At 65.4% G+C, this 21546-nt stretch carries 12 protein-coding genes and 4 tRNA genes; 7 read left to right on the top strand and 9 right to left on the bottom strand.

Annotated elements, in window-relative coordinates:
* Positions 1–91 precede the first annotated feature (91 nt).
* Positions 92–517, bottom strand: a complete 426-nt coding sequence (locus tag C8C89_RS21900; RefSeq protein WP_101480565.1) for a helix-turn-helix domain-containing protein — start codon at positions 515–517, stop codon at positions 92–94.
* 115 nt (positions 518–632) lie between these two features.
* Between C8C89_RS21900 and C8C89_RS21895 the strand changes: the two genes are divergently transcribed.
* A complete protein-coding gene (locus C8C89_RS21895) occupies positions 633–1484 on the top strand; it encodes an SDR family oxidoreductase (RefSeq protein ID WP_133992531.1) in 852 nt (283 codons plus the stop codon).
* A gap of 97 nt (positions 1485–1581) precedes the next feature.
* Here the strand turns inward: C8C89_RS21895 and C8C89_RS21890 are convergent.
* The 4 genes from C8C89_RS21890 to C8C89_RS21875 all read right to left on the bottom strand — a co-directional run bounded on the left by C8C89_RS21890 (position 1582) and on the right by C8C89_RS21875 (position 2380).
* Positions 1582–1666: transfer RNA gene (locus C8C89_RS21890), tRNA-Leu, on the bottom strand.
* 75 nt (positions 1667–1741) lie between these two features.
* Positions 1742–1826: transfer RNA gene (locus C8C89_RS21885), tRNA-Leu, on the bottom strand.
* A gap of 68 nt (positions 1827–1894) precedes the next feature.
* Positions 1895–1979: transfer RNA gene (locus C8C89_RS21880), tRNA-Leu, on the bottom strand.
* 316 nt (positions 1980–2295) lie between these two features.
* A tRNA-Leu gene (locus C8C89_RS21875) sits at positions 2296–2380 on the bottom strand.
* A gap of 410 nt (positions 2381–2790) precedes the next feature.
* Between C8C89_RS21875 and rnr the strand changes: the two genes are divergently transcribed.
* From rnr to udk, 6 genes are all read left to right on the top strand, one after another.
* Positions 2791–5343 carry a ribonuclease R gene (gene rnr, locus C8C89_RS21870; RefSeq protein WP_133992529.1) on the top strand — a complete coding sequence of 851 codons (2553 nt, stop codon included), beginning with the start codon at positions 2791–2793 and terminating at the stop codon, positions 5341–5343.
* A 15-nt stretch (positions 5344–5358) separates the two neighbouring features.
* Positions 5359–6102, top strand: coding sequence for a 23S rRNA (guanosine(2251)-2'-O)-methyltransferase RlmB (gene rlmB / locus C8C89_RS21865; RefSeq protein WP_133992527.1), 744 nt, complete (start codon positions 5359–5361; stop codon positions 6100–6102).
* Positions 6103–6245: 143 nt separating this feature from the next.
* Positions 6246–6995 (top strand): serine O-acetyltransferase, encoded by a 750-nt coding sequence (gene cysE / locus C8C89_RS21860; protein WP_101480568.1) that lies wholly within the window; start codon positions 6246–6248, stop codon positions 6993–6995.
* Positions 6996–7005: 10 nt separating this feature from the next.
* Entirely contained in the window at positions 7006–7704 is a 699-nt protein-coding gene (locus C8C89_RS21855) for a YceH family protein (RefSeq protein WP_133992525.1), read from the top strand.
* A 13-nt stretch (positions 7705–7717) separates the two neighbouring features.
* The gene (locus tag C8C89_RS21850; protein ID WP_133992523.1) at positions 7718–8221 is read left to right on the top strand and encodes a DUF2199 domain-containing protein; all 504 of its coding nucleotides are present in this window, start codon (positions 7718–7720) and stop codon (positions 8219–8221) included.
* A 59-nt stretch (positions 8222–8280) separates the two neighbouring features.
* Positions 8281–8925, top strand: a complete 645-nt coding sequence (udk, locus tag C8C89_RS21845) for a uridine kinase (protein WP_133992521.1) — start codon at positions 8281–8283, stop codon at positions 8923–8925.
* A gap of 12 nt (positions 8926–8937) precedes the next feature.
* On the opposite strand, the gene C8C89_RS21840 is transcribed toward udk, so the two are convergent.
* The 4 genes from C8C89_RS21840 to C8C89_RS27080 form a co-directional block, all read right to left on the bottom strand.
* Positions 8938–10107 carry an HlyD family type I secretion periplasmic adaptor subunit gene (locus C8C89_RS21840; protein WP_133992519.1) on the bottom strand — a complete coding sequence of 390 codons (1170 nt, stop codon included), beginning with the start codon at positions 10105–10107 and terminating at the stop codon, positions 8938–8940.
* Positions 10104–12242 (bottom strand): ATP-binding cassette domain-containing protein, encoded by a 2139-nt coding sequence (locus C8C89_RS21835; RefSeq protein WP_208327749.1) that lies wholly within the window; start codon positions 12240–12242, stop codon positions 10104–10106. Before C8C89_RS21835 ends, C8C89_RS21840 begins: the two co-directional genes overlap by 4 nt.
* A 39-nt stretch (positions 12243–12281) precedes the next feature.
* The gene (locus tag C8C89_RS21830; protein ID WP_166674823.1) at positions 12282–13541 is read right to left on the bottom strand and encodes a TolC family protein; all 1260 of its coding nucleotides are present in this window, start codon (positions 13539–13541) and stop codon (positions 12282–12284) included.
* A gap of 143 nt (positions 13542–13684) precedes the next feature.
* A complete protein-coding gene (locus C8C89_RS27080) occupies positions 13685–20914 on the bottom strand; it encodes a hypothetical protein (RefSeq protein WP_166674822.1) in 7230 nt (2409 codons plus the stop codon).
* Between the last annotated feature and the right edge of the window lie 632 nt (positions 20915–21546).

The following is a 21546-nucleotide window of genomic DNA, read 5'->3' as shown; positions in this document are numbered from 1 at the left end:
TTACGCGTTTTGTGAGGCTAGTATTACATCAAGGCAAGTAGGAGTAAACGATAATTCTTGGTGACCAAAAGCAATGCGTTTGCGTGCTGTTTTACGCTGCGGTTTGCGTAGTCCGTGGCGCCAGTTCGGCGCGCGCCAGTTCGATGCGCGGGTAATTATCCTCGATCCAGTCGACCAGCACGGCCAGGCGTTCGGCCGCTTCGCGTCCCAGCGGCGTGAGGCTGTATTCCACCTTGGGTGGTATCACCAGGTACGCCTGGCGCAGGACGAAACCGTCGCCCGCCAGCGCCTCCAGGGTTTGTGCCAGCATTTTTTCGCTGACCCCGCCTACTTCGCGGCGCAGTTCACTGAAGCGCCGTGTGCCGCTCAGCAGTAGTACCAGCACCAGCACGGCCCAGCGGCTGGTCAGGTGGCTGAGCACGGCGCGTGACGGACAGGCGGCCGCCAGCAGGTGCGCTCCCTGGTTTTGCCGGGCGAGGGCGGTGCGCAGGCTGGCGCCGGGAGTGTCTGTGGACATGATAGTTGGCCTTCAATTTGAGTGTTGATTCATACTTACCAAAAGGTACGTACTTACAATAAGTAAGTAATAGTCCTATTATAGGGTTTTACCCACCACCCTCCAAGGAAAAATCATGATCGTCATCACCGGCGCCACAGGTAATCTGGGCCAGCACGTCATCGCCAGCCTGCTCGAATCCGTCCCCGCAGCCACCATCATCGCTGCCGTGCGCAATCCGGCCAAGGCGGCCAAGCTGGCCGCACTGGGCGTGCAAGTGCGCCAGGCCGACTACAACGATGGCGCCAGCCTCGACGTGGCCTTCAAGGGGGCAACAAAGATTTTGCTGATTTCGTCGAGCGAAGTGGGCCAGCGCGCGCAGCAGCACCAGAACGTCATCAATGCGGCCAGGCGCGCCGGCGTGGCCCTGCTGGCCTACACCAGTGTCTTGCGCGCCGACACGTCGCCGCTGGGCCTGGCCGCCGAACATGTCATCACGGAAGCGGCTATTCGCGCCTCCGGCCTGCCATACGCCTTCCTGCGCAACGGCTGGTATCTGGAAAACCATACGGAACACCTGGCGCCCGTGCTCGAGCATGGCATGGTGCTGGGCGCGGCGCAAAACGGCCGTTTCTCGTCCGCCGCGCGACTTGACTACGCAGCCGCCGCCGCCGCCGTGCTGACGTCGGCCCAGCCGCACGCCGTGTATGAACTGGCTGGAGACCAGGGCTTTACCCTGGCCGAGTACGCGGCTGAAGTGGCGCGCCAGTCGGGCGAGGCGATTGTGTACAAAGACTTGCCGCAGGCGGACTTCAAGGCGGCGCTGGTGAGCGTGGGTGTGCCGGAAGGCTTTGCCGACTTGTTGGCCGATTCCGATGCGGGCGCGGCCAAGGGTGGCCTGGAAGACAATGGCAAGCAATTGAGCGCGCTGATTGGCCGTCCGACGACGAGCCTGTTTGACGCCGTCAAGGCGGCGCTGGCCAAATAAGAGGAGGGGGCCGCGGGTCGGGAAGACTGCGCGGTATTCTAGAATGAAAAAAGCCGCAAACTCGTGAAAGTTTGCGGCTTTTTTGCGAATTAGGTAATGGTGCCCACGAAGGGACTCGAACCCCTACACCCGAAGGCACATGGACCTGAACCATGCGCGTCTACCAATTCCGCCACGTGGGCACTGATACTGCTTGCTGCTGATACTGCTATCTCACTACTTTACTGCGGACTACAACGAAAACGACTCGTTGCTGGTGGTGCCCACGAAGGGACTCGAACCCCTACACCCGAAGGCACATGGACCTGAACCATGCGCGTCTACCAATTCCGCCACGTGGGCATTGTGCTGCTTGTTACTACTGGCTACTACTTTACTGCGGATCACAACAATCAACAACTTGTTGCTGGTGGTGCCCACGAAGGGACTCGAACCCCTACACCCGAAGGCACATGGACCTGAACCATGCGCGTCTACCAATTCCGCCACGTGGGCATTGTTACTGCTTGCTGCTTGTCGCTGCGTGTTCTGCAGCGAGGACAAAATCATAAGGGCTGGCGGGCATTCGGTCAATCAACATTTTGCACTTTTCTTCAAGAAACATGTTTTTTCGCCAGAAAAGGGCTTTTCCCTATGAAAAAAGCCCAAATCTGCCTCTTTTTTCAGCGACTTCCCGCCTGTTTCTGTCCTTGGGTGTGCCGCGCTGCCAGGCCGCCGCAGTGCGGCCGGCTGGCGGGGGAGGGTTTTCGTCCCGGAAATGAAAAAAGCCGCAAACTCGTGAAAGTTTGCGGCTTTTTTGCGAATTAGGTAATGGTGCCCACGAAGGGACTCGAACCCCTACACCCGAAGGCACATGGACCTGAACCATGCGCGTCTACCAATTCCGCCACGTGGGCACTGATGCTGCTGTGACTTACTACTTTTTACTGCTCGAGTACTTGTTGTAAAATAACTTTACAGCAATTCTGCTATTATAGCGACTTGAAGAGTTTTGCGCCAGATGAGCTTTCGCTCCATACTGCACATCAACCCTGTACCGCTTTCCTGCAACTGCATTCCCGTGAAGGTTTGTTGCTGCAAGAGACCAAGATTATAGAGCAATATTTGCCGAAGTCAAATGCATTGCGCAGCTTTTCTCCTTTTTTTCATCGGCGGGGCACTTGTTCGGTTTCCGCTACGCTGTCCGTTAGGCAAACCAAGGCGTCCTCCGGTACACTACCGGACATCACCGTGTCAATATTGACGGTGATGTCATCGGTCTTTGTCTTCCGTTTGATCACTGTCAATAACAACTATAGAAATACTTTTGAGCCAAAATACCCACACCATCCCCAGCCGGGAGGACATTCTCGGCATATTCCGCAGCGTCAACGCGCCTCTCGACCCGCAGTCTCTCGGGAAATCGCTGCAAGTGCATGCCGATTCCATGGATGTCCTGGTCCGTCGCCTGAAGGCGATGGAGCGCGACGGCCAGCTCAAGTCTGATGCCAGCGGTGTTTTCAGCCTGGCCGACCAGAGCGCGCTTGTCGCCGGTCGCGTCACCAGCCACCGCGATGGCTTCGGTTTTGTCATCCCCGACGACGCCAGCGCCGACCTGTTCCTGCCTGAGAAAGAAATGCAGAAAGTACTGCATGGCGACAAGGTCATGGCCCGCATCGTCGGCACGGACCGCCGCGGCCGCCCTGAAGGCACGATCGTCGAAGTCACCTACCGCGCCAATACCCACGTCATCGGCCGCCTGATCCAGGAAAACGGCAACTGGGTGGTGGCGCCGGAAGACCAGCGCATCGGCCAGGACATCCTGGTCACCGGTTCGGTGGGCAAGGCGAAAGCCGGCCAGATCGTCAGCGTCGAGCTGACCGAGCAACCGATGCGCTTCAAGCAGCCGGTCGGCAAGATCGTCGAAGTGCTCGGTGCGCTCGATGATCCTGGCATGGAAATTGAAATTGCCGTACGTAAATTCAACGTGCCGCACATCTTTTCCGCTGCCGCCCTGAAACAGGCGGAAAAACTGCCGTTCGACGTGCGCGACGCCGACCTGAAAGACCGTGTCGACCTGCGCGACGTGCCATTGGTGACTATCGATGGCGAAGATGCGCGCGATTTCGACGATGCCGTATATTGCGAGCCCGTCAAGATTGGCCGCGCCAACTGCTTCCGCCTGATCGTGGCGATTGCCGACGTCAGCCATTACGTGAAGCCGAACGACGCGCTCGATATCGATGCGCTCGAACGCAGCACATCCGTGTACTTCCCGCGCCGCGTGATCCCGATGCTGCCGGAAAAACTGTCGAATGGCCTGTGTTCGCTGAACCCGGCCGTCGATCGTCTGACCCTCGTCTGCGACGCCGTCGTCAGCGACAAGGGCGAACTCAAGGCCTACCAGTTCTACCCGGCCGTGATCCATTCGGCCGCGCGCCTCACGTATGACGAAGTCGCTGCCGTGCTGGGCAACACCAAGGGACCTGAAGCGGCACGCCGCGCGGACATCCTGCCGCACCTGCAAAACCTGGAAGCCGTCTACCGCGCCTTGCTGAAAGCGCGCACGGAGCGGGGGGCCATCGATTTCGAGACGACGGAAACGTATATCGTTTGCAATAGCGCGGGCAAGATCGAAAAGATCATCCCCCGCACGCGCAATGAAGCGCACAAGATCATCGAAGAGTGCATGCTGGCGGCCAACGTCTGCGCGGCCGATTTGTTGCTGCGCAACAAGCATCCAGGCACCTACCGCATCCACGCCAGCCCGACCAAGGAAAAGCTCACGCAAGTGCGCACCTTCCTCAAGCAAGTCGGCCTGAATCTGACGGGCGGCGACACGCCATCGGCATCGGATTACCAGACTCTGATGCAGCAGATCAAGGCGCGTCCCGACGCGGCCCTGCTGCAAACGATGCTGCTGCGCTCGATGCAGCAAGCTGTCTACAGCCCGGACAATATCGGCCACTTCGGCCTGGCTTACGAGGCGTATGCCCACTTCACCAGCCCGATCCGCCGCTATCCCGACCTGCTGACGCACCGCGCCATCAAGGCCATTTTGCAAGGCAAGAAATACGAGCCTAAGCTGTCCGAAAAGACCGTGCTGAACACCAACGTGTCGAACGCCACGCGCAAGCAGCAGGCGAAGGACAAGGCCGACGGCAAGCCGAAGAAGACGGACCTGACGATCTGGGATGCGCTGGGCGTGCATTGCTCGGCCAACGAGCGCCGCGCCGACGAAGCGTCGCGCGACGTGGAAGCCTGGCTGAAGTGCTACTTCATGCAAGACAAACTGGGCGAGGAATTCACCGGCACCATTACGGGCGTGACCACGTTCGGCGTGTTCGTGCAGCTCGACACCCTGTTTGTCGAAGGCCTGGTGCACGTCACCGAGCTGGGTACCGACTATTTCCAGTACGACGATGCGCGTCATGAATTGCGCGGCGAACGCACGGGCAAGCGCTACCAGCTGACGGACCGCCTGACGGTGCAAGTGGCAAGAGTCGACCTGGAAACACGCAAGATCGACCTGCGCCTGGTGACCGACGCGGAACTGGCGGGCGAAGAAGCGCCGGCCAAGCCCAATGGCGGCGGCAAGCGCAAGGGCGAGAAGAAATCCATGGTCAAGCCTGGTCCAGCGACCGAGCAGCGCCACGAAATCAAGACCAGCGCCAAGGCCGGCAATGGTTCCGGTGGCCGTTCCAATGGCGCCAAGGCGCAAGCCAAGCCTGCAGCCAAGGCAGCCCTGAAGGAAGCCCCTAAGGCGGCAGCCCCCAAGGCCGCCGCGCCCAAGCGCAGCAAGAAAGCTGCCGCGGCACCAGCTGCGGCGGCACCACGTGCAGCAAAAACTGTATCAAAAACAAGCAAAAGCAAGCGATAAAAGAAGCGATAACACATGAAGAATAAAATGATTTTCGGCTTCCACGCCGTCACCTCGCGCCTGCGTCACGAAGCGTCGTCCGTGGAAGAAATTTTCGTCGATGCCAGCCGCGTTGACGGCCGCATGAAGGACATGATCGCCGCCGCCAAGGCTGCCAACGTGCGCGTCATGCCCGTCGACTCGTCGCGTCTGGACAAGATCGTCGGCACGCGCCGCCACCAGGGCGTGATCGCCTTCGCGTCGCAGCTGTCGCTGGCGCGCAATCTCGATGAGCTGCTGGACGCCATCGACGGCCCGCCGCTGCTGCTGATTCTCGACGGCATCACCGACCCGCACAACCTGGGCGCCTGCCTGCGTGTGGCCGACGGCGTCGGCGCACATGCCGTGATCGTGCCGAAGGACCGCGCCGTGGGCTTGAACGCCACCGCCGCCAAGGTCGCCAGCGGCGCCGCCGAAACCGTGCCGTACATCACCGTGACGAATCTGGCGCGCACCATGCGTGAACTGAAAGAGCGCGGCATCTGGCTGATCGGTACTTCGGATGACGGCGAAAAAGGCTTGTACGAGGCCGATTTCACGGGCCCGACGGCCCTCGTCATGGGTTCCGAAGGCGAAGGCATGCGCCGTTTGACGCGCGATACCTGCGACATCCTTGTCAGCATCCCGATGTTCGGCTCCGTCGAGAGTCTGAACGTGTCAGTCGCTTCCGGCGTGTGTCTGTACGAAGCCCGCCGCCAGCGGATTGCTTTAGAAGTATAAGTTAGCGTCATTTGGGGTCAGACCCGTCGGGTCTGACCCCAGCTTGCCGTTGAGGAGCCTCTCAACGCCAGCCCCTCCAGCATTCCCCCGCCGAATACGCTACCATTTGCGTCTTGTCTCTTACCTATTCAGAAATCCGCCTTATGTTCCACCACCTGCGCGAAGATATCAACAGCATCATTGAACGTGACCCCGCCGCCCGCAATGGCTGGGAGGTGCTGACCTGTTATCCTGGCTTGCACGCCATCGTCATGCATGGCTGGGCGCACTGGTGCTGGATGCGGCACATGAAGTGGGTGGGGCGCTTCATTTCGTATATCGCCCGCATCATCACGGGCATTGAAATCCATCCGGGCGCGGTCATCGGCAGGCGCGTCTTCATCGATCACGGCTTCGGCGTGGTGATCGGCGAGACGGCCATCGTCGGCGACGACTGCACCATCTACCAGGGCGTGACCCTGGGCGGCACCTCGCTGCACAGCGGCGCCAAGCGCCATCCGACCCTGGAGCGGGGTGTCATTGTCGGCGCCGGCGCCCAGGTGCTGGGCAGTTTTACGGTGGGCGAGTACGCCAAGGTGGGCTCGAACGCCGTGCTGTTGAAGCCCGTGCCGTCCGGCGCCACGGCTGTCGGCAACCCGGCGCACATCGTGCAAAAGGATGTCAGCGCCTTGCGCGAGGGCAGTACGGCGCATTTGTTTGCCGCGTATGGCGTGACGCCCAACGGCGACGATCCGCTGTCGAAAGCCCTGCAGGGACTGATCACGCATGCGGTGGCACAGGAAGAGCGCATCGAAACCATCCTCGCCACCCTGAAGGCGGCGGGTATATGCTGCCAGGCCGTGCCCGAGTGTGATAAATTTGATTCCGAGCAAATGAACAAGCTGGTCGATTAAGGATACAGGCATGACTACAGACGTAAACGCAGCAGAAATGAACACCGACAATCCGAATTTGCTCGACCCCTTCGAGATCCGCGTGCTGGCCGTGCTGGCCGAAAAGGAAGCGCTGACGCCGGACAGCTATCCGCTGTCGCTCAACGCGCTGACGAACGGCTGCAACCAATTGTCCAGCCGCGACCCCGTCATGGCCCTGTCCGAGGAAACCGTCTACGACGTGCTGCAGCGCCTGATGCAGCGCAAATTCGTCAACGGTATCACGCAGGCCGGCGCGCGCGTTGCCAAGTACGAGCACCGCATGCGTATCAAGTGGTCGCTGGAACAGGACAAACTGGCCATCCTGACGATATTGATGCTGCGCGGCCTGCAGACGGCTGGCGAGATCCGCAGCCGCAGTGGCCGCGTGCATGAATTCAAGTCGGTGGCGGAAGTGGAGTCCGGCCTGCAATTCCTGATCGACAAATACCCGCCGCTGGTGGCCAAGCTGGCCGTCGCTCCCGGCGCCAAGGAGCCGCGCTACGGCCACTTGCTGGGCGGCGAAGAAGCACTGTCGCAGATCGAGACGGCGGCCGGTTTTGCCGGCGCCGTCAGCGCGCCGCAGCAGGGCAGCCGTGTCGCCCAGCTGGAACAGGAAGTGCTGCAATTGCGCAGCGACTTCGATGGCCTGGCGGCGCAGTTCGAGGCATTCCGCAAGCAGTTCGAATAACGTCACTGCACGCATGACTTTTTCCTTCCTGTGCCGCTCCTGCGGCGAGACCCATACGGGCATGCCCAGTTTCGGCGCCGATGCGCCGTGGCTGTATGAGCAGATGGCACCCGCCGAGCGCGAAGCGCGCTGCCAGCTCGACAGCGACGCCTGCATCGTCGATGAAGCGCACTGCTTCGTGCGCGCCACCATCGACATCCCCGTGCATGGCTCGGATGAGCCGTTCAGCTGGGGCGTGTGGGTGTCGCTGAGCGGCGAGAGCTTCGACGCCTGGGACGCCTGCTTCCACGATGCCAAACGGGCGCATATCGGTCCCTTCTTCGGCTGGCTCAGCACGCAGCTGCCCTGGTATCCGGCTACCATGAACTTGAAAACCCGCGTGCACCTGCGCGACGATGGCCTGCGTCCATTCCTCGAGCTGGAACCGACGCAGCACCCGCTGGCGGTGGAACAGCGCGACGGCATCACTGCCGAGCGCGTGGCCGAGCTGTATGCGCTGCTGGTGCATGGCGCGTGACAGGCCCGGCTTCTTAGCCGCTCCCTGTCAGTTCGGCCCCGTTTCCGGTATCATTCGGCATGAATAATATTTCCTTCCAACCGTTTGTTATTGGTGTCGCTGGCGGAAGCGGCAGTGGCAAGTCCACCGTATCCCAGCAAGTGCTGGCGTCGTTTGGTGCCGACATGGTCTCCGTCGTGATGCAGGACGATTACTACTGCGACCAGACGCACCTGTCCCCTGAAGTCCGCCGCCAGCAGAATTACGACCATCCGCAGGCGTTCGAATGGCCATTGCTGGTCCAGCACATCCAGGCATTGCGCAACGGCAAAGCCATCGAGATGCCGGAGTACGACTTCACGCTGCACAATCGCTCCAGCAGGACCATTCCGGTCAAGCCGGCCCCGGTGATCGTGATCGAGGGCCTGTTTGCCTTGTATGACGCGGACTTGCGCGACATGATGTCGCTGAAGATCTTTGTCGACACCGCCTCCGACGTGCGCTTCATTCGGCGCATGCAAAGGGATATTACTGAACGCGGGCGCTCGGTGGAGAGCGTCATCGAGCAGTATCTGGAAACCGTACGCCCGATGCACAAGCAATTCATCGAGCCCACCAAGCGCAATGCCGATGTCATTTTGCCGCATGGTGCCAATGGCCCCGCGGTCGACATGATTACCGCCAAGGTGGCCAGCGTCATTGGTCAATTGAAACCGGCCGGCTAAAAGCACGCTGCGTCAGCGCTCCCCCATCGACTCTGAAAACGTTTTGGTGATCGGTTTCGTCAGGTAGCGCAAGACCGTCTTGCGCCCCGTGTTAATTTCCACGGTGGCCGTCATGCCGGGCTGGATCAGGATCGGCTCGCCATTCTTGCCCATCAGCTTGCGCCCGCTGGTCTTGATCTGCACGCGGTAGTAGGGCTGTTCGTTGCCCTTGTTGTCCTCGCTCAAGGTATCGGCGCTGATGTAGCTGACGGTGCCGCGCAGGCGACCGTAGATGCCGTAGTCGTAGGCGTCGAGCTTGACGGCCGTGGGCAGGCCGGGCTTGATGAAGGCGATGTCGGCCGGTTTTACTTTTGCCTCGATGATCAGGTCGTCGTCTGTGGGCACGATCTGCAGGATTTCCTCGCCCGGCTTGGCCACGCCGCCCAGGGTGGTGAGGCGCACATTGCGCACGATGCCGTCGGTGGGCGCGTAAATGTCCGTTGAGCCCAGCTGCTCCTTGCGCTGCGTCACCGTCTGCAGCACGCCGGCCAGGTCTTCCTGGGCTTTCACCAGGTCCGTCTGGCTGTCCTGCAGGTATTTGTTGCGCCGGTTGGTGATCTGCGCCTGGATGTCGACCACCTGCCGCCGCAGTTTCAGTACTTCGGCGCGGCTGACGTCCCCCGTTTCCAGCAGCGGCAGATTCATTTCCAGCTCCTCCCTGATCAGCTTCATGGCGCTGTCCAGCGCGCCCACTTCGGCCTGCACGGCGCCCTGGCGCTTGCTGAACAGGGCCAACTGGTTGGTGCGGAAATCGGGATAAGCCTGCAGTTCTGGCGGGAACCTGGGCGCGCCGCCAAACACTTCCGCCTGCAGGCGCGCCACGGTCGCCTTCAGTCCTGCCGCCTTGGCCGTGCTTTCCAGGTAGCTCGTCTCGGCCCGCGTGCGGTCGAAGCGCGCCAGTAGTTCTCCCTTTTTCACCACGCTGCCTTCATGCACGCGCAGTTCTGCCAGCACGCCGCCATCGGCCACCTGGATGATCTGGTTGCGCGAACTGGCGATCACCTGGCCGTTGGCGCGCGTGACCTGGTCCAGCTCCGCCCACGAAGCCCAGGCGATGACACAAGCCAGCGCCGCCGTGCAGCTCCAGATCAGCACCCGGCCCCGTTTGGCTTCTTCCCGCGTTTCCACTTTGGCGAGTTTCATGCCACGGCCCCTTGCGTCATTGGCGCAGTGGCGGCTACCGGCGTGGGCACCGCCTGCGGCTTGCCCGACAGCTTGGCCAGCACGGCATCGCGCGGCCCGTCGAGCAGCACTCGGCCCGCCTGCAGTACCACCAGGCGGTCGAGCAGGGGCAAGAGGGCGTTCTTGTGCGTGGTGGCGACCATGGTCACGCCTTCGGCTGCCAGTTCACCGAGCAGCCCGACGATGCGCGATTCCGTCTTCGCATCCATGGCGCCAGTGGGTTCGTCGAGCAGCCAGATGCGCGGCTTGGCCAGCAGCAGGCGCGTGACGGCGATCAGCTGGCGCTGGCCGCCCGAGACGCCCCGTCCGCCTTCGGTAATGGCCAGTGCCAGTCCCCGCGGCTGGCCCAGTATCAGTTCGATCAGGCCCGTGCGTTTTGCCGCAGCCAGGATCGCTTCTTCGCCCGGGTCGGCCAGTCCCAGCAGCAGGTTGTCGCGCAGGCTGCCGCTGAACAGCCGCGTTTCCTGCGGCAGGTAGCCGATCATTTCGCGCACCACGGCTGGCGCCAGCAGGGCCATGTCGACGTCGCCCAGGTAGGCTTTACCTTCGGCCGGCTGGTACAGGCCCGAGGCCAGTTTCAGCAGGGTGCTCTTGCCCGAGCCGATGGCGCCCACCAGGCCGACGCGCTCGCCGGGGCGGATAGCCAGGCTTTCCACTTCCAGCGCCACCTTTTGCGCGCCGCCATACGTAAAGCGGAGGCGTTCGAAGCGCAAGCCCGTATCGAGGCTGCGCGGCGTCAGCGCGAATTGCGCATTGTCGGCTTCGTTGGGCAGGCTGATGACCTGCTCCAGGCCGTCGATCGAGGCGCGCGCGTGCGCCCACTGCACCATCACGGCTGGCAGTTGCACGATGGGCATCAGGGCGCGGTTGCTGATGATGGTGCACGCCATCAGGGCGCCCATGGTCATCTGGTTTTCCGCCACGAACCACGCACCCATGGAGATCAGCGCCACGTTGGTCAGTTGCTGGAAGGCGGCCGTGATGTTTTGCGACAGGGCCGCATAGTCGCGGATATTCTGTTCCGCGTGGCTGCTCTCGGCCACCAGTTCGGCCCAGCGCGCCTGCATCATCCATTCGGCGCTGCTGCCCTTGAGCGTTTCCACGCCATCGACGGCTTCCACCAGCAAGCCCGCCTTGCGGTTGCTGGCATTGAGGTTCTTGCGCGTGTGGGCCTGGATGGCGCGCTGGAACATCAGTCCGCACACGAGGGCCAGCGGCAGGGCCACCAGCGGCACCACCACCAGCGAGCCGCCGATGATGGTGATCATGGCCAGGAAAATCAGCGCGAAGGGCACGTCCGTCAGCACGAACAGGGACGTCGAGGTGAGCACGCCGCGCACCATCTCGAAGCCTTTCACTTGCGCCGCCAGGGTGCCGACGGAAGCGGGACGCGCCTCCATGCGGATGCCCAGCATGCGCTGGAAAAACCACTCGGACAGTTCATGGTCGACATCGTTGCACGAATGGTCGACGATGCGGCTGCGCACCTGCTTGAGGATGAATTCCAGGCCAATCGACAGGGCTACGCCCACCACCAGCACCCACAGGGTGCTGAAGCTCTGGTTCGGGATGACGCGGTCGTACACCTGCATGGAGAACAGCGAGGTGGCCATGGTCAACAGGGTCACCAGCGCCGTGGCCAGCACGGCGTCGACAAATACGCTCTTTTTCAGCCACAGGGCATTGCGCACCAGGCCGAGTGCGCCGGGGCGGGCGCCGTTTTTCTCGCTGCGGCGGGGCAGGCCCACGCAGGCCAGGCCGGCCAGCGAGGCCAATTGCAAGGCGCGGCCATCGACGCCTTCGCCGCGCCAGGCGCCGTCGGCACCGCGCGACTGCAGCAAGCCCCAGCCCGTGCTGGCACTGTAGACGGCGAACGGCAGCTCGCCCGGCGTCGGTTCGTGCAGCAGGCGCGCCACGCCTTCCAGCCCCCCCGCCTGCCACGCGGTGGTGAGCACTACGCCAGGGGCGCCATTGCCATCGATGTCATCGAGCTGGCGCTGCAGGTCGGCCAGGCGGGCGGCAGGCAGGTGCTGGCCCGTCAGGCGTGCGGCGCGTTCGATGAGTGTCAGCAAGCCATGTTTGATGGAGGTATCCACGCTGTCTCCTGTTGGCATCATGTCGGTGTCAATTCGGTGTCAATTCGGGCGTGCCAGGCCTGCCGGCGCCGTGCGCCCGGCCAGCGTGCCCGTTTGCGCGGCCAGGCGCAGGCTGGCGGCAATCGCCTGCGCGCGCGTGTCTTCCAGTGAAAACTGCGCCTGGGTCGCTTCGCGCACTGCGTTGAGCACATCGTTCCAGGTCTTGCGCCCGATCACGTACTGGCGCGCATACGATTCGAACACCTGCGTCGATGTGGTGCTGGCCTCGCCCGCATTGCCCAGGCGCTGGCGGCTGGCCTCGGCCTCGTTCCAGTCCAGCGTAAAGCGCTCGCGCACGTCGCGTTCGGCCGCATCGTGCGCGGCGCGCGCGCCTTCGCGTTTGGCGACGGCTGCGTCCACGCCAGCCTTGGCCGACAGGCCGGCGCCCGGCTGCGCCTGCAGCACCAGCATGGCGCGCGTGCGATTGTCGGCATTGATGCCACCCGTGGGCTTTTCCATGCGCAGCACGACTTTCGGCATGTAGGCCGAGCGCTGCAGGGTGATGTCGGAATCGGCTGCCTGCGCCTCGAAATCGAGGCGTTGCAGGGTAGGGGAGTAGGCTATGGCCTGGCGCATGACCCGTTCCAGGCTGGCGTCGGGCCGCGGTTCGCCCACGCCGATGCCGGTGCTGCTGACGAGGCGCACGGGCTTGCCGGCCAGTTGCGACAGCTGCGCCAGGGCGTTTTCCAGCGCCTGGCGTGCATTCGACACGTCGTTGGCCGCCTGGTAGCTGCGCGATTCGGCCAGGCGCTGGTCCGTTTGCGAACTGACCGACTGCACCACGCGGCGTTTGATCATGTCCAGCAGGCGCTGGTGCTCCGCCAAGCCTTCTTCGGCCGAGCGTACGCGCGCCGTCTGGCGCAGCGCTTCCGTGTAGGCGGCGATTACGCGCAGGGACAGGGTCAGGCGTTCTTCCTCGATGGCCGCGCCAGCTGCGTCAACCCGGCTGCCGGCGGCATCGATGCCGGCGTCGATGCGGCCACCGCTCCACAGGGGCTGCTCGATGCGCACCACGCCGCCTGTTTCCTGCGAACCGGTGGGCACTTCGGCCGACAGGCTGGGAAAGCGCTGCCATTGCGCGCCATCGAGCTCGGCCCGTGCAGCCGCCTGTGCGGAGCGCTTGCCCTGGACGGCCGGATGGCTTTGCAACGCTTGCTGCAAGATCTGGTCGAAGGTCCAGGCGGTGGCACCCTGGGCGCTGGCGAAAGAGGATACCGATGCCATGGCCACGGCCGCCAGCAAGGCCGCGATGCCTGGCATTGAGGATATTGCTGGGAAACCGCGTAATCTCATCCCGTATTTTTCCGGCACTAGGCCTGACGCATTTCAAGGTGTGGCGGGAGCGCGCTGTTTTGCGCTCCCGCTGCCGTGCCAGGCGCGACGCCTGGCGTGGGTGCCCTGCCTCAGACGACGAAGTTGGCCGCCGTCAGTTGCGTGATGTTCACCCCGCTCAGCAGTACCAGCGCCGTGTCGATGGCGTTGGCGTTGCTCAGGTCGCTCGAGTGATACACCGTCACGGCGCCGCTGTTTTGCGCATCGGCGATGACGATGTAGCCCTGGCCCGACAAGACGCTGCTGTCGGCCGCGATGGCGCTGGCCGCCGCGCCGATCGACACGGAGGTGCCGTCGAAGATGAACAGGTTGTCGTTGCCAAAGTCCGTGCTCAGATTGACGCCTACGGCCACCGCTGCCGTCAGGTCGGCGATGGCCGACATGTCGATCACGTCGCCGCCGGCGGCCGGCAGGCCGGTGCTGAAGTCGGCTACCGTCAGCGGGTTGTGCAGGGCATTCTGGCTCAGTACGAACAGCTGGTTGGCGTCCGTCAGATCGGCCTGCGCCTGGGATGCCGCCGCTGCGGCGGCATCGGCATTCGCCGCTACCGTCAGCGCACTGGCGTCCGTCAGGTTCGCCTGCGCTTGCGCCGATGCGGCGGCGGCCGCCGCCGCATCGGCGGCCAGGTGCAGGGCGTTGGCGTCGGTCTGGGCGGCCGTCTGCGCCGCTGCCAGCGCCGCTGCCGCTGCCGCATCGGCGGCCTGGGTGAGGGCCACGGCATCGGTCTGGTCGGCGATGGCTTGCACGGCGGCGGCGTGGGCCGCGTCCGCATTCGATATAAGCGCCAGGGCGCTGGCGTCGGTTTGCGCGGCGAGTGCGTTTGCCTGCGCCAGGGCGATGTCGGCCGCCTGCGCATTGGCATTGGCCTGGGCCGCCGCCGCGTCGTCCGCCTGCGCTGCGTTGGCATTGGCATGCGCCTGCGCAGCTGCTGCCGCTGCGCTGGCGGCGGCGGCGTCATCGGCTTGGGCTGCTTGCAGGGCCAGCAGGGAAGCGGCTGCCTGGGCCTGCGCCAGCGGTGCGGCCGCATCGGCGGCATGGGCGGCCAGCGCGGCCGCCGCCGCGTTGTTGGCGTTGAGGGTGGCTGCCGCTGCAGCCGTATCGTCCGCCTGAGCCGCCTGCGTGAGTGCCAGCGAGATGGCGGCAGTGGCCGCCGCAGCTGCGGCGGCATCGTCGTCGTTCTGTGCAGCGGTGGCCGCTGCCAGGGCGCTGGCAGCCGTTGCCGCCGTGCTGACGGCCAGGGCGTCGGCGGCGATGGCGGCCGTGTGCGCGGCGGTGGCGGCGGCGGCATTGGCCGCTGCCTGGTTGGCGGCCGTGTCGTCGGCCTGCGCCGCCTGGGCGGCCAGCAGTGACGCTGCCGCTGCGGCGGCGCTGGCTGTGGCGGCGGCATCGGCGGCTGCCGCTGCCGTGGCAGCCGTTTGCGCCAGCGCTGCGGTGGCGGCCGCATCCGCTGCGGCCTGGTCGTCGGCGACGGCTGCGTCGTGCGCAGCCTGAGCGTTGGCGGCGTTGGCCGCTGCCAGCGCGGCTGCCGCGTCATCGGCCTGCGCCGCTTGCGTGGCTGCCAGGGTAATTGCTGCCGCGACGGCCGCTGCCGCTGCCGCTGCATCGGCGTCATGCGCGTTTTGCGCCGCCAGTTGGGCGGCGGCTGCCGCAGCGGCGGTGGCGGCGACGTTGGCGTCGGCTGCCAGGGCTGCGTCCAGCGCCAGTTGCGCATTTGCCGCAGCCGTGGCGGCCGCGGCCGCCGTGGCATCGTCTGCCTGGGCATTGAGCGTGGCGGCCAGCGAAGTTGCCGCTTGCGCCGCTGCCGCTGCCGCTGCTGCATCGGCATTTTGCGCCGCGACCGCCGCAGTATGTGCTGCGATCGCGTTCGCGGCAGCGGTGGCCGCCGCCGCATCGTCTGCCTGGGCTGCAGCCAGCGCCGCATGGGCGGCCGCCGCATTGGCATTGGCCTGGGCAGCGTCATCGGCCGATCCCTGGGCGGCGAGGAGGAGATTCAGTTTCAGCGTTTTGTCATTGTCGGCATCCGTGGCGTTGGTATCGGCCGTCACGGCGGCGTTCAGGTTGGCGATGGCCGCGTTCAGCGCGGCATGGGCATTGAGGGCAGCCGTGTCGGCCAGTTGTGCCGCCAGCGTCGCGGCCGCCGAGAGCGCGGCCGTGTGCGCGGCATTGGCGGCGGCATCGTCGGCGGCCAGCGCCGCGCTGGCTGCTGCCAGTGCATTGTTGGCTGCCGTCGCGAGCGCGGCCAGCCCTGCATCGGCCGCCAGCGCGGCATCGGCAAGGACTTGTGCGGCGGCTGCAGCGGCCGCCGTGCTGGCCGCCGTGGCGTCGGCACCCAGGGCGGCATTGGTGGCGGCGAGCGAGGCGCTGGCAGTCAAGATTGCCGCATTGAGTGTTGCCGTGGCGGCATTCAGGGCCGCTTGCGCGTTGCTGGCCGCCGTGCTGGCTGCCGCGGCAGCGCTGTCGTCGGCCAGGGCCTGGTTCAGCGCCGCCAGCGCGCTCGCCGCCGCTGCCGCGGTCGTGCCGACGGCGAGATCGGCGGCCTGGGCGGCCTGGGTGGCTGCCAGCGAGATGGATGCCGTCAGGGCGGCGGCGGCAGCGGCGATATCATCCGCTTGCGCGTGCTGCGTGGCGGCGGCCGAAATGGCGGCCACGGCGGCGGCTGCCGCGGCGGCGGTGTCGGCGGCGGTAGCGGCGACGGCGGCCGCCGTTGCATTGGTGGAGTTCAGTACAGCCGCAGCGGCCGCCGCATCGTCGGCCAGGGCCGCATTCAGGGAGGTTAGCGCGTTGGCGGCGATGGTGGCGGCGCTGGCGGCGGCACTGTCGGCCAGTTGCGCCGCTTGAGCGGCCGCGTGCGAGACGTTGGCGACGGTGGCGGCCGTCGCAGCCGCCAGATCGTCGGCGACGGCGGCGGCAGAGGCTGCGCTCGCCGTCACGGCGGCGGCGGCCGTGGCGGCCGCATTCGCGTCCGCCTGCAAGGCCGCATTCAGGGCTGCCAGGGCATTGGCCGCCGTCGCTGCCGTCGCGGCGGCGGCTGTATCGGCTGCCTGCGCCGCCTGGGCCGCTGCCAGCGAGGTGGCAGCCACGCCAGCGGCAGTTGCCGCGAGCGTGTCGTCCAGCTGCGCCGCCGTGGCTGCTGCCTGGGACGTCAGGGCCAGGGTGGCGGCGGCGGTGGCGGCATTGTCGGCCGCGAGCGCATTGTTCAGGGCGGTCAGGGATGCAGCAGCCGTGGCGGCTGTCGAGGCGGCCGCCGCGTCGTCCGCTTGCGCCGCCAGGGCAGCGGTGTTCGACAAGCCGGCCGTGGTGGCGGCGACGGTAGCCGCCAGCGCCGCCACCAAGTCGAGCGGATGGGCCGTGGAATAGGCAGCCAGGGCGGCCGCATTGGCGGCGTCGTTGTTGGCGATGGTGGTCAGGGCGGCGGCATCCGTCAAGGCGGCCTTGGTGGCTGCCACGGTGGCGGCCGTGACGTCGAGCGTGTGGGCGGTGCCCAGCAGGACGGCATCGGTGAGGCCTGCAACGGTGGCCGCCGCCGTGGCGGCGGTGGCATTCGCGGTCGCTGCCAGGCCCAGGGCGACGGCGTCCGTCAGGTTGGCCGTCGTCTGTGCGGCGGTGGCGGCAGCTGCATCGACGGTGGCCGTCAAGCCCAAGGCCACGGCGTCCGTCAGGGCGGCCGTGGCGGCGGCTGTGTTGGCGGCGGCCGTGGCGGCTGTCAAGACGGTGCCCAGGGCCACGGCATCCGTCAGGTTGGCGACGGCGGCAGCGGTGCTGGCGGCCGTGTTGGCCGCCGTCGACACGAGGCCCAGTGCCACGGCGTCGGTCAGGTTGGCCGTCGTTTGCAGGGCGGCAGCGGCTGTCGCGTCGGCCGTGGCAACCAGGCCCAATGCCGTCGCGTCTGTCAGCGCTGCCGTGGCGGCGGCCGTATTGGCAGCGGTGTTTGCGGCTGCCGAGAGCGTGCCCAGGGCCACCGCATCGGTCAGGTTGGCAACGTTCGTCGCTGTATTGGCGGCGGTGGCAGCGGCCGTGGCGAGCAGGCCCAGGGCGGCGGCATCCGTCAGGTTGGCCGTTGCCTGCAATACGTTTGCGGCGGTCGCGTCGGCCGTGGAAATGAGTCCCAGCGCTGTGGCATCCGTCAACGCCGCCAGGTTGGCGGCGGAGGTCGCGACCAGCGCATCGGCGTTCGAGATGAGGCTCAGCGCGATGGCGTCGGTCTGGCCAGCGTTCGTGACGGCCGCAGCCGCAGCCGCGTCGGCGGCCGACGACACCAGGCCCAGGGCCACGGCATCGGTCTGGTTGGCAACTAATTGTGCCGTCGTCAGCGCGTTTTGCGCCAGCGTATTGGCGGCCGTCAAGCTGGCGACAGCCGTCTGGGCGGCAATTTGAGCGGCGGCGTCGGCAGTGGAGATGATGCCCAGCGCACCGGCATCGGTCAGTGCGGCTGTGGCAGCGGCGGCAGTAGCTGCGGCCTGTGCCGCGGCTGCGGCGCTGACGGCCGAGATGTCGTTGCCGCCCAGCAGGGCGGCCGTTTCCGCCGCCGAGACGGCGGCAGCGGCGGCGGCGGCGAGCGCGACGGCATCAGTCGCACCGGCGATGGTTTGCAGGCCGGCTGCCGTCAATGCATCGGCGGTGGAGATACCGGCAAGGATGGTGGCATCGAACAGCGCGGCATCGGCATCGGCGCCATCGGCACCGAGCTGCAAGGCATTGACAGTAGCCGTCAGGTCGATGACGCTGGTCTGGCCGGCCGTGACGTTGGCGGCCAGGGCGGCGAGGTTGGCCAGATTGAAAGCATTCAGGGCAACATTAACGTCCAGCAGGCTGGCTTGTGTATTGGCGGCAGCCGCATCGGCATCCGCCTGGTCGGCTGCTTGCTGCAGGGCAACGACATCGGTCTGGTCGGCAACTATCTGGGCATTTGCGGCATCGCTGGCGGCGGCTGCGTCGGCAGCGGCCAAGGCGGCCGCATCCGTCTGGTTAGCCGTCGTTTGCGCTGCCAGCGCGGCGGCGGCATCGGCGTCGGAAATCAATTGCAGGGCGGCGGCGTCCGTCAATGCCGCTTGCGCGGCGGCGCTCACGGATGTGCTGGCAGCCGCATCGGCCGTGATTTGCAGGGCGGCAGCGTCGCTCAGGTTGGCGGTGACGACGGCATTCGCCGCCACGGTGGCGGCAAGGGCTGCTGCGGCGTCGAGCGCGGCGGCATCGCTACTGGCGGCCAAGGCGGCGGCTGCCGCAGCAGCAGCGTCGGCATCGGAAATCAGGGCCAGCGCAGCCGCATCGGTCAGGTTGGCCTGTGCCTGTGCCGCATCCGACGCCAGGGTGGCTGCGTCGGCGATCAGGCCCAGGGTGGGCGCGTCCGTCATGTTCGCCTGTGTCTGTGCATTAGCGGCGTTCGTCGCGGCCGCGTCGGCGGCAGCCTGCAGGGCGACGGCGTCGGTGGCGTTGGCGATGGCAGCGTCCCAGGCGGCGACGCCGGCAGCGGCGTCCGCTGCCATGGTCAAGGCGACGGCATCGGTCAGACCCGCTTGCGTACTGGCCGCGGCGGCGGCATTCGCTGCGGCGGTGGCGGCGATGCCCAGTGCCGCGGCGTCGCTGGCATTGGCGGCTGCCGCTGCATTCGCTGCCGCGGTAGCGGCCGCATTCGAGGCGGCGGTCAGGGCGGCGGCATCGGTGGTGGCGGCCACGCTGGCGGCTGCGGCGGCATTGGCGGCATCCGCATCGGAAATGATGGCCAGGGCGGCGGCATCGGTCAGGCCGGCCTGGATGCCGGCCGCGACGGCGGCGTTGGCGGCGGCCGTTGCCGCCAGGTCCAGCGCGGCGGCGTCCGTGGCATTGGCCAGCGCCGTGGCGGCGGCAGCGGCGGCGGCGTCATTGGCTGAGATGACAGCCAGGGCCGCCGCATCAGTCAGCGCTGCCTGGGTGTCGGCTGCGGTGGCGACCACGTCGGCTGCATCGGCGATGGCTTGCAATGCCGGAGCGTTGGTCTGGTCCGCTTGCGTTTGCGCCGCATCGGCAGCGGCGTGTGCGGCGGCGGCGGCGGCGGCGGCCGTGACGGCAGCCGCATCGTCGTTTTGCGCCGACGTGGTGGCGGCCTGGGAGATGGCGGCGGTAGCGGCAGCCGCAGCGGCCGCGCTGTCGTCATTCGTGGCGGCGGTAGCGGCCGCTTGCGCGCCGGGTACGGCGGCGGCCGTGCTGGCCGCCAGCGTATCGTCGTTGGTGGCGTTATTTGCAGCGAGCAAGGCTGCTGCCGCTGCTGCTGCGGCCTGTGCCGCCAGTTGGTCGGCCAGGAGGGCGGCATTCGCCGCTGCCAGAGAAGCTGCTGCCGTAGCCGCTGCCGCGGCGGCGCTGGCGTCATCGGCCAGGGCATTTGCCGTGGCTGCTGCGGCCGCCGCGGCGGCCAATATTGCCGCGTCGGTGACGATGATGGTGGTGGATTGGTTGCCCGTGCCACCGGTGCCACCCGTACCACCGGTGCCACCCGTGCCACCGGTGCCACCCGTGCCACCGGTGCCACCCGTACCACCGGTGCCACCCGTGCCACCGGTGCCGCCCGTGCCGCCTGTGCCATCGGTACCGCCCGTGCCACCGGTACCGCCCGTACCCTGGCCGCCGGTCGATCCACCCGTCCCCGTGCCGCCGGTGCCAGTGCCACCTGTGCCGGTGCCGCCCGTGCCCGTGCCGCCTGTGCCGCCTGTGCCAGTACCACCTGTGCCACCTGTGCCAGTGCCGCCCGTGCCTGTGCCGCCCGTGCCCGAACCGCCGGCCGCGGCGCCGCCTCCGCCGCCACCGCCTGCCGCAGCGCCAACCAGACCAAGGCCGCCGAGCGCACCCAGCACGCCAAGGCCGCCCAGGCCACCCGCAGCGCCGGCACCTGCTCCGGCACCCGCGCCAGCCGAGGCGCCGGCGACATCCACGACACTGCCGCTGGGAATCCCGGCGGCGCCTGCACCCGCGCCCGTGGCGCCTGCAGCGCCACCGTTGTTATCGCTTTGCTGCGTGCCGGGATCGGCGCTGGCGTTACCGGCCTGGCCTGCGGCCGCGCCACCGCTACCTGCGGCCAAGGCGGCTGCAGCCACCGCAGCTGCCGCGCCAAGGGCGCCGGCATTGCCGCTATCGGCGCTTCCCGTGACTTCGACGACATTTTCAGGCGGCATGGTCTGGCTGGCATCGGCTCCTTGTATGAGTTCGTCGTCGTCATACTGCTTGCGGTCGCCGTTTTTCGGATTGGCGGCTTTTTTTGCAGGCGTCGCGATCTTGGTGCCAGCGCCTTCGGCATTGACGGGAGCTGGAGCTGGATTTTGGGTGGTGGCCATTTTAATGTCTCCGGAAGTTGGCATATATTCGTTCAATTTTTTAAAATATTAAAAAATTAATAATGTAATTCGTTTCCTTACTTACTCCGGCATGGCTTGGGCCGTGGTTGAACTTTGGTGTCGCCGTTGTTGATAGTGGCAAGTAAAACATAACTGGAAAAAAATCGCTGGCGCTCTTCAGTAATATGAAAAATGTTATTTTTGCATTTGTTTTTTTGTGGCTACGTTTGCGCGTATTTTTTTCGCCTCGAATGGGTCCTTCGGGCGATATCTACTGTCAGGACGCGGTCTTTACATGAAGGTAAGACCTGCTGTCATTCTGAGGATAGTTTCAATTTTGAAACTATCGATTCTATTTTGATCACTCAATATGGCTTTATTCTGCCTAGCTTTGCAGGAGGGAATAGTCACGAATTGTCACGAAATGGCCTGTTCCGGCTGAATCTGCTGCCGTTTTCCAGTATTTCTGCGCCTTTCATCCAAAAAGCCGTCTCGCTATCGAATTGCTAGTTGTGGTTTTTTTGTTTTTTGTTGATGTAATGTGATGGCTAATACGATTCTATATAAATAATTTTTTGTAATTATTATATCTATTTGATGCTATCGATTGAGTAGCCTTTATTTGATGCTGA

This window comes from Janthinobacterium sp. 75, from assembly GCF_004365495.1.
Taxonomy (GTDB): domain Bacteria; phylum Pseudomonadota; class Gammaproteobacteria; order Burkholderiales; family Burkholderiaceae_D; genus Janthinobacterium.
Note: the sequence above shows the minus strand (reverse complement) of the source record. Positions and strands in the feature narration are given on the sequence as shown.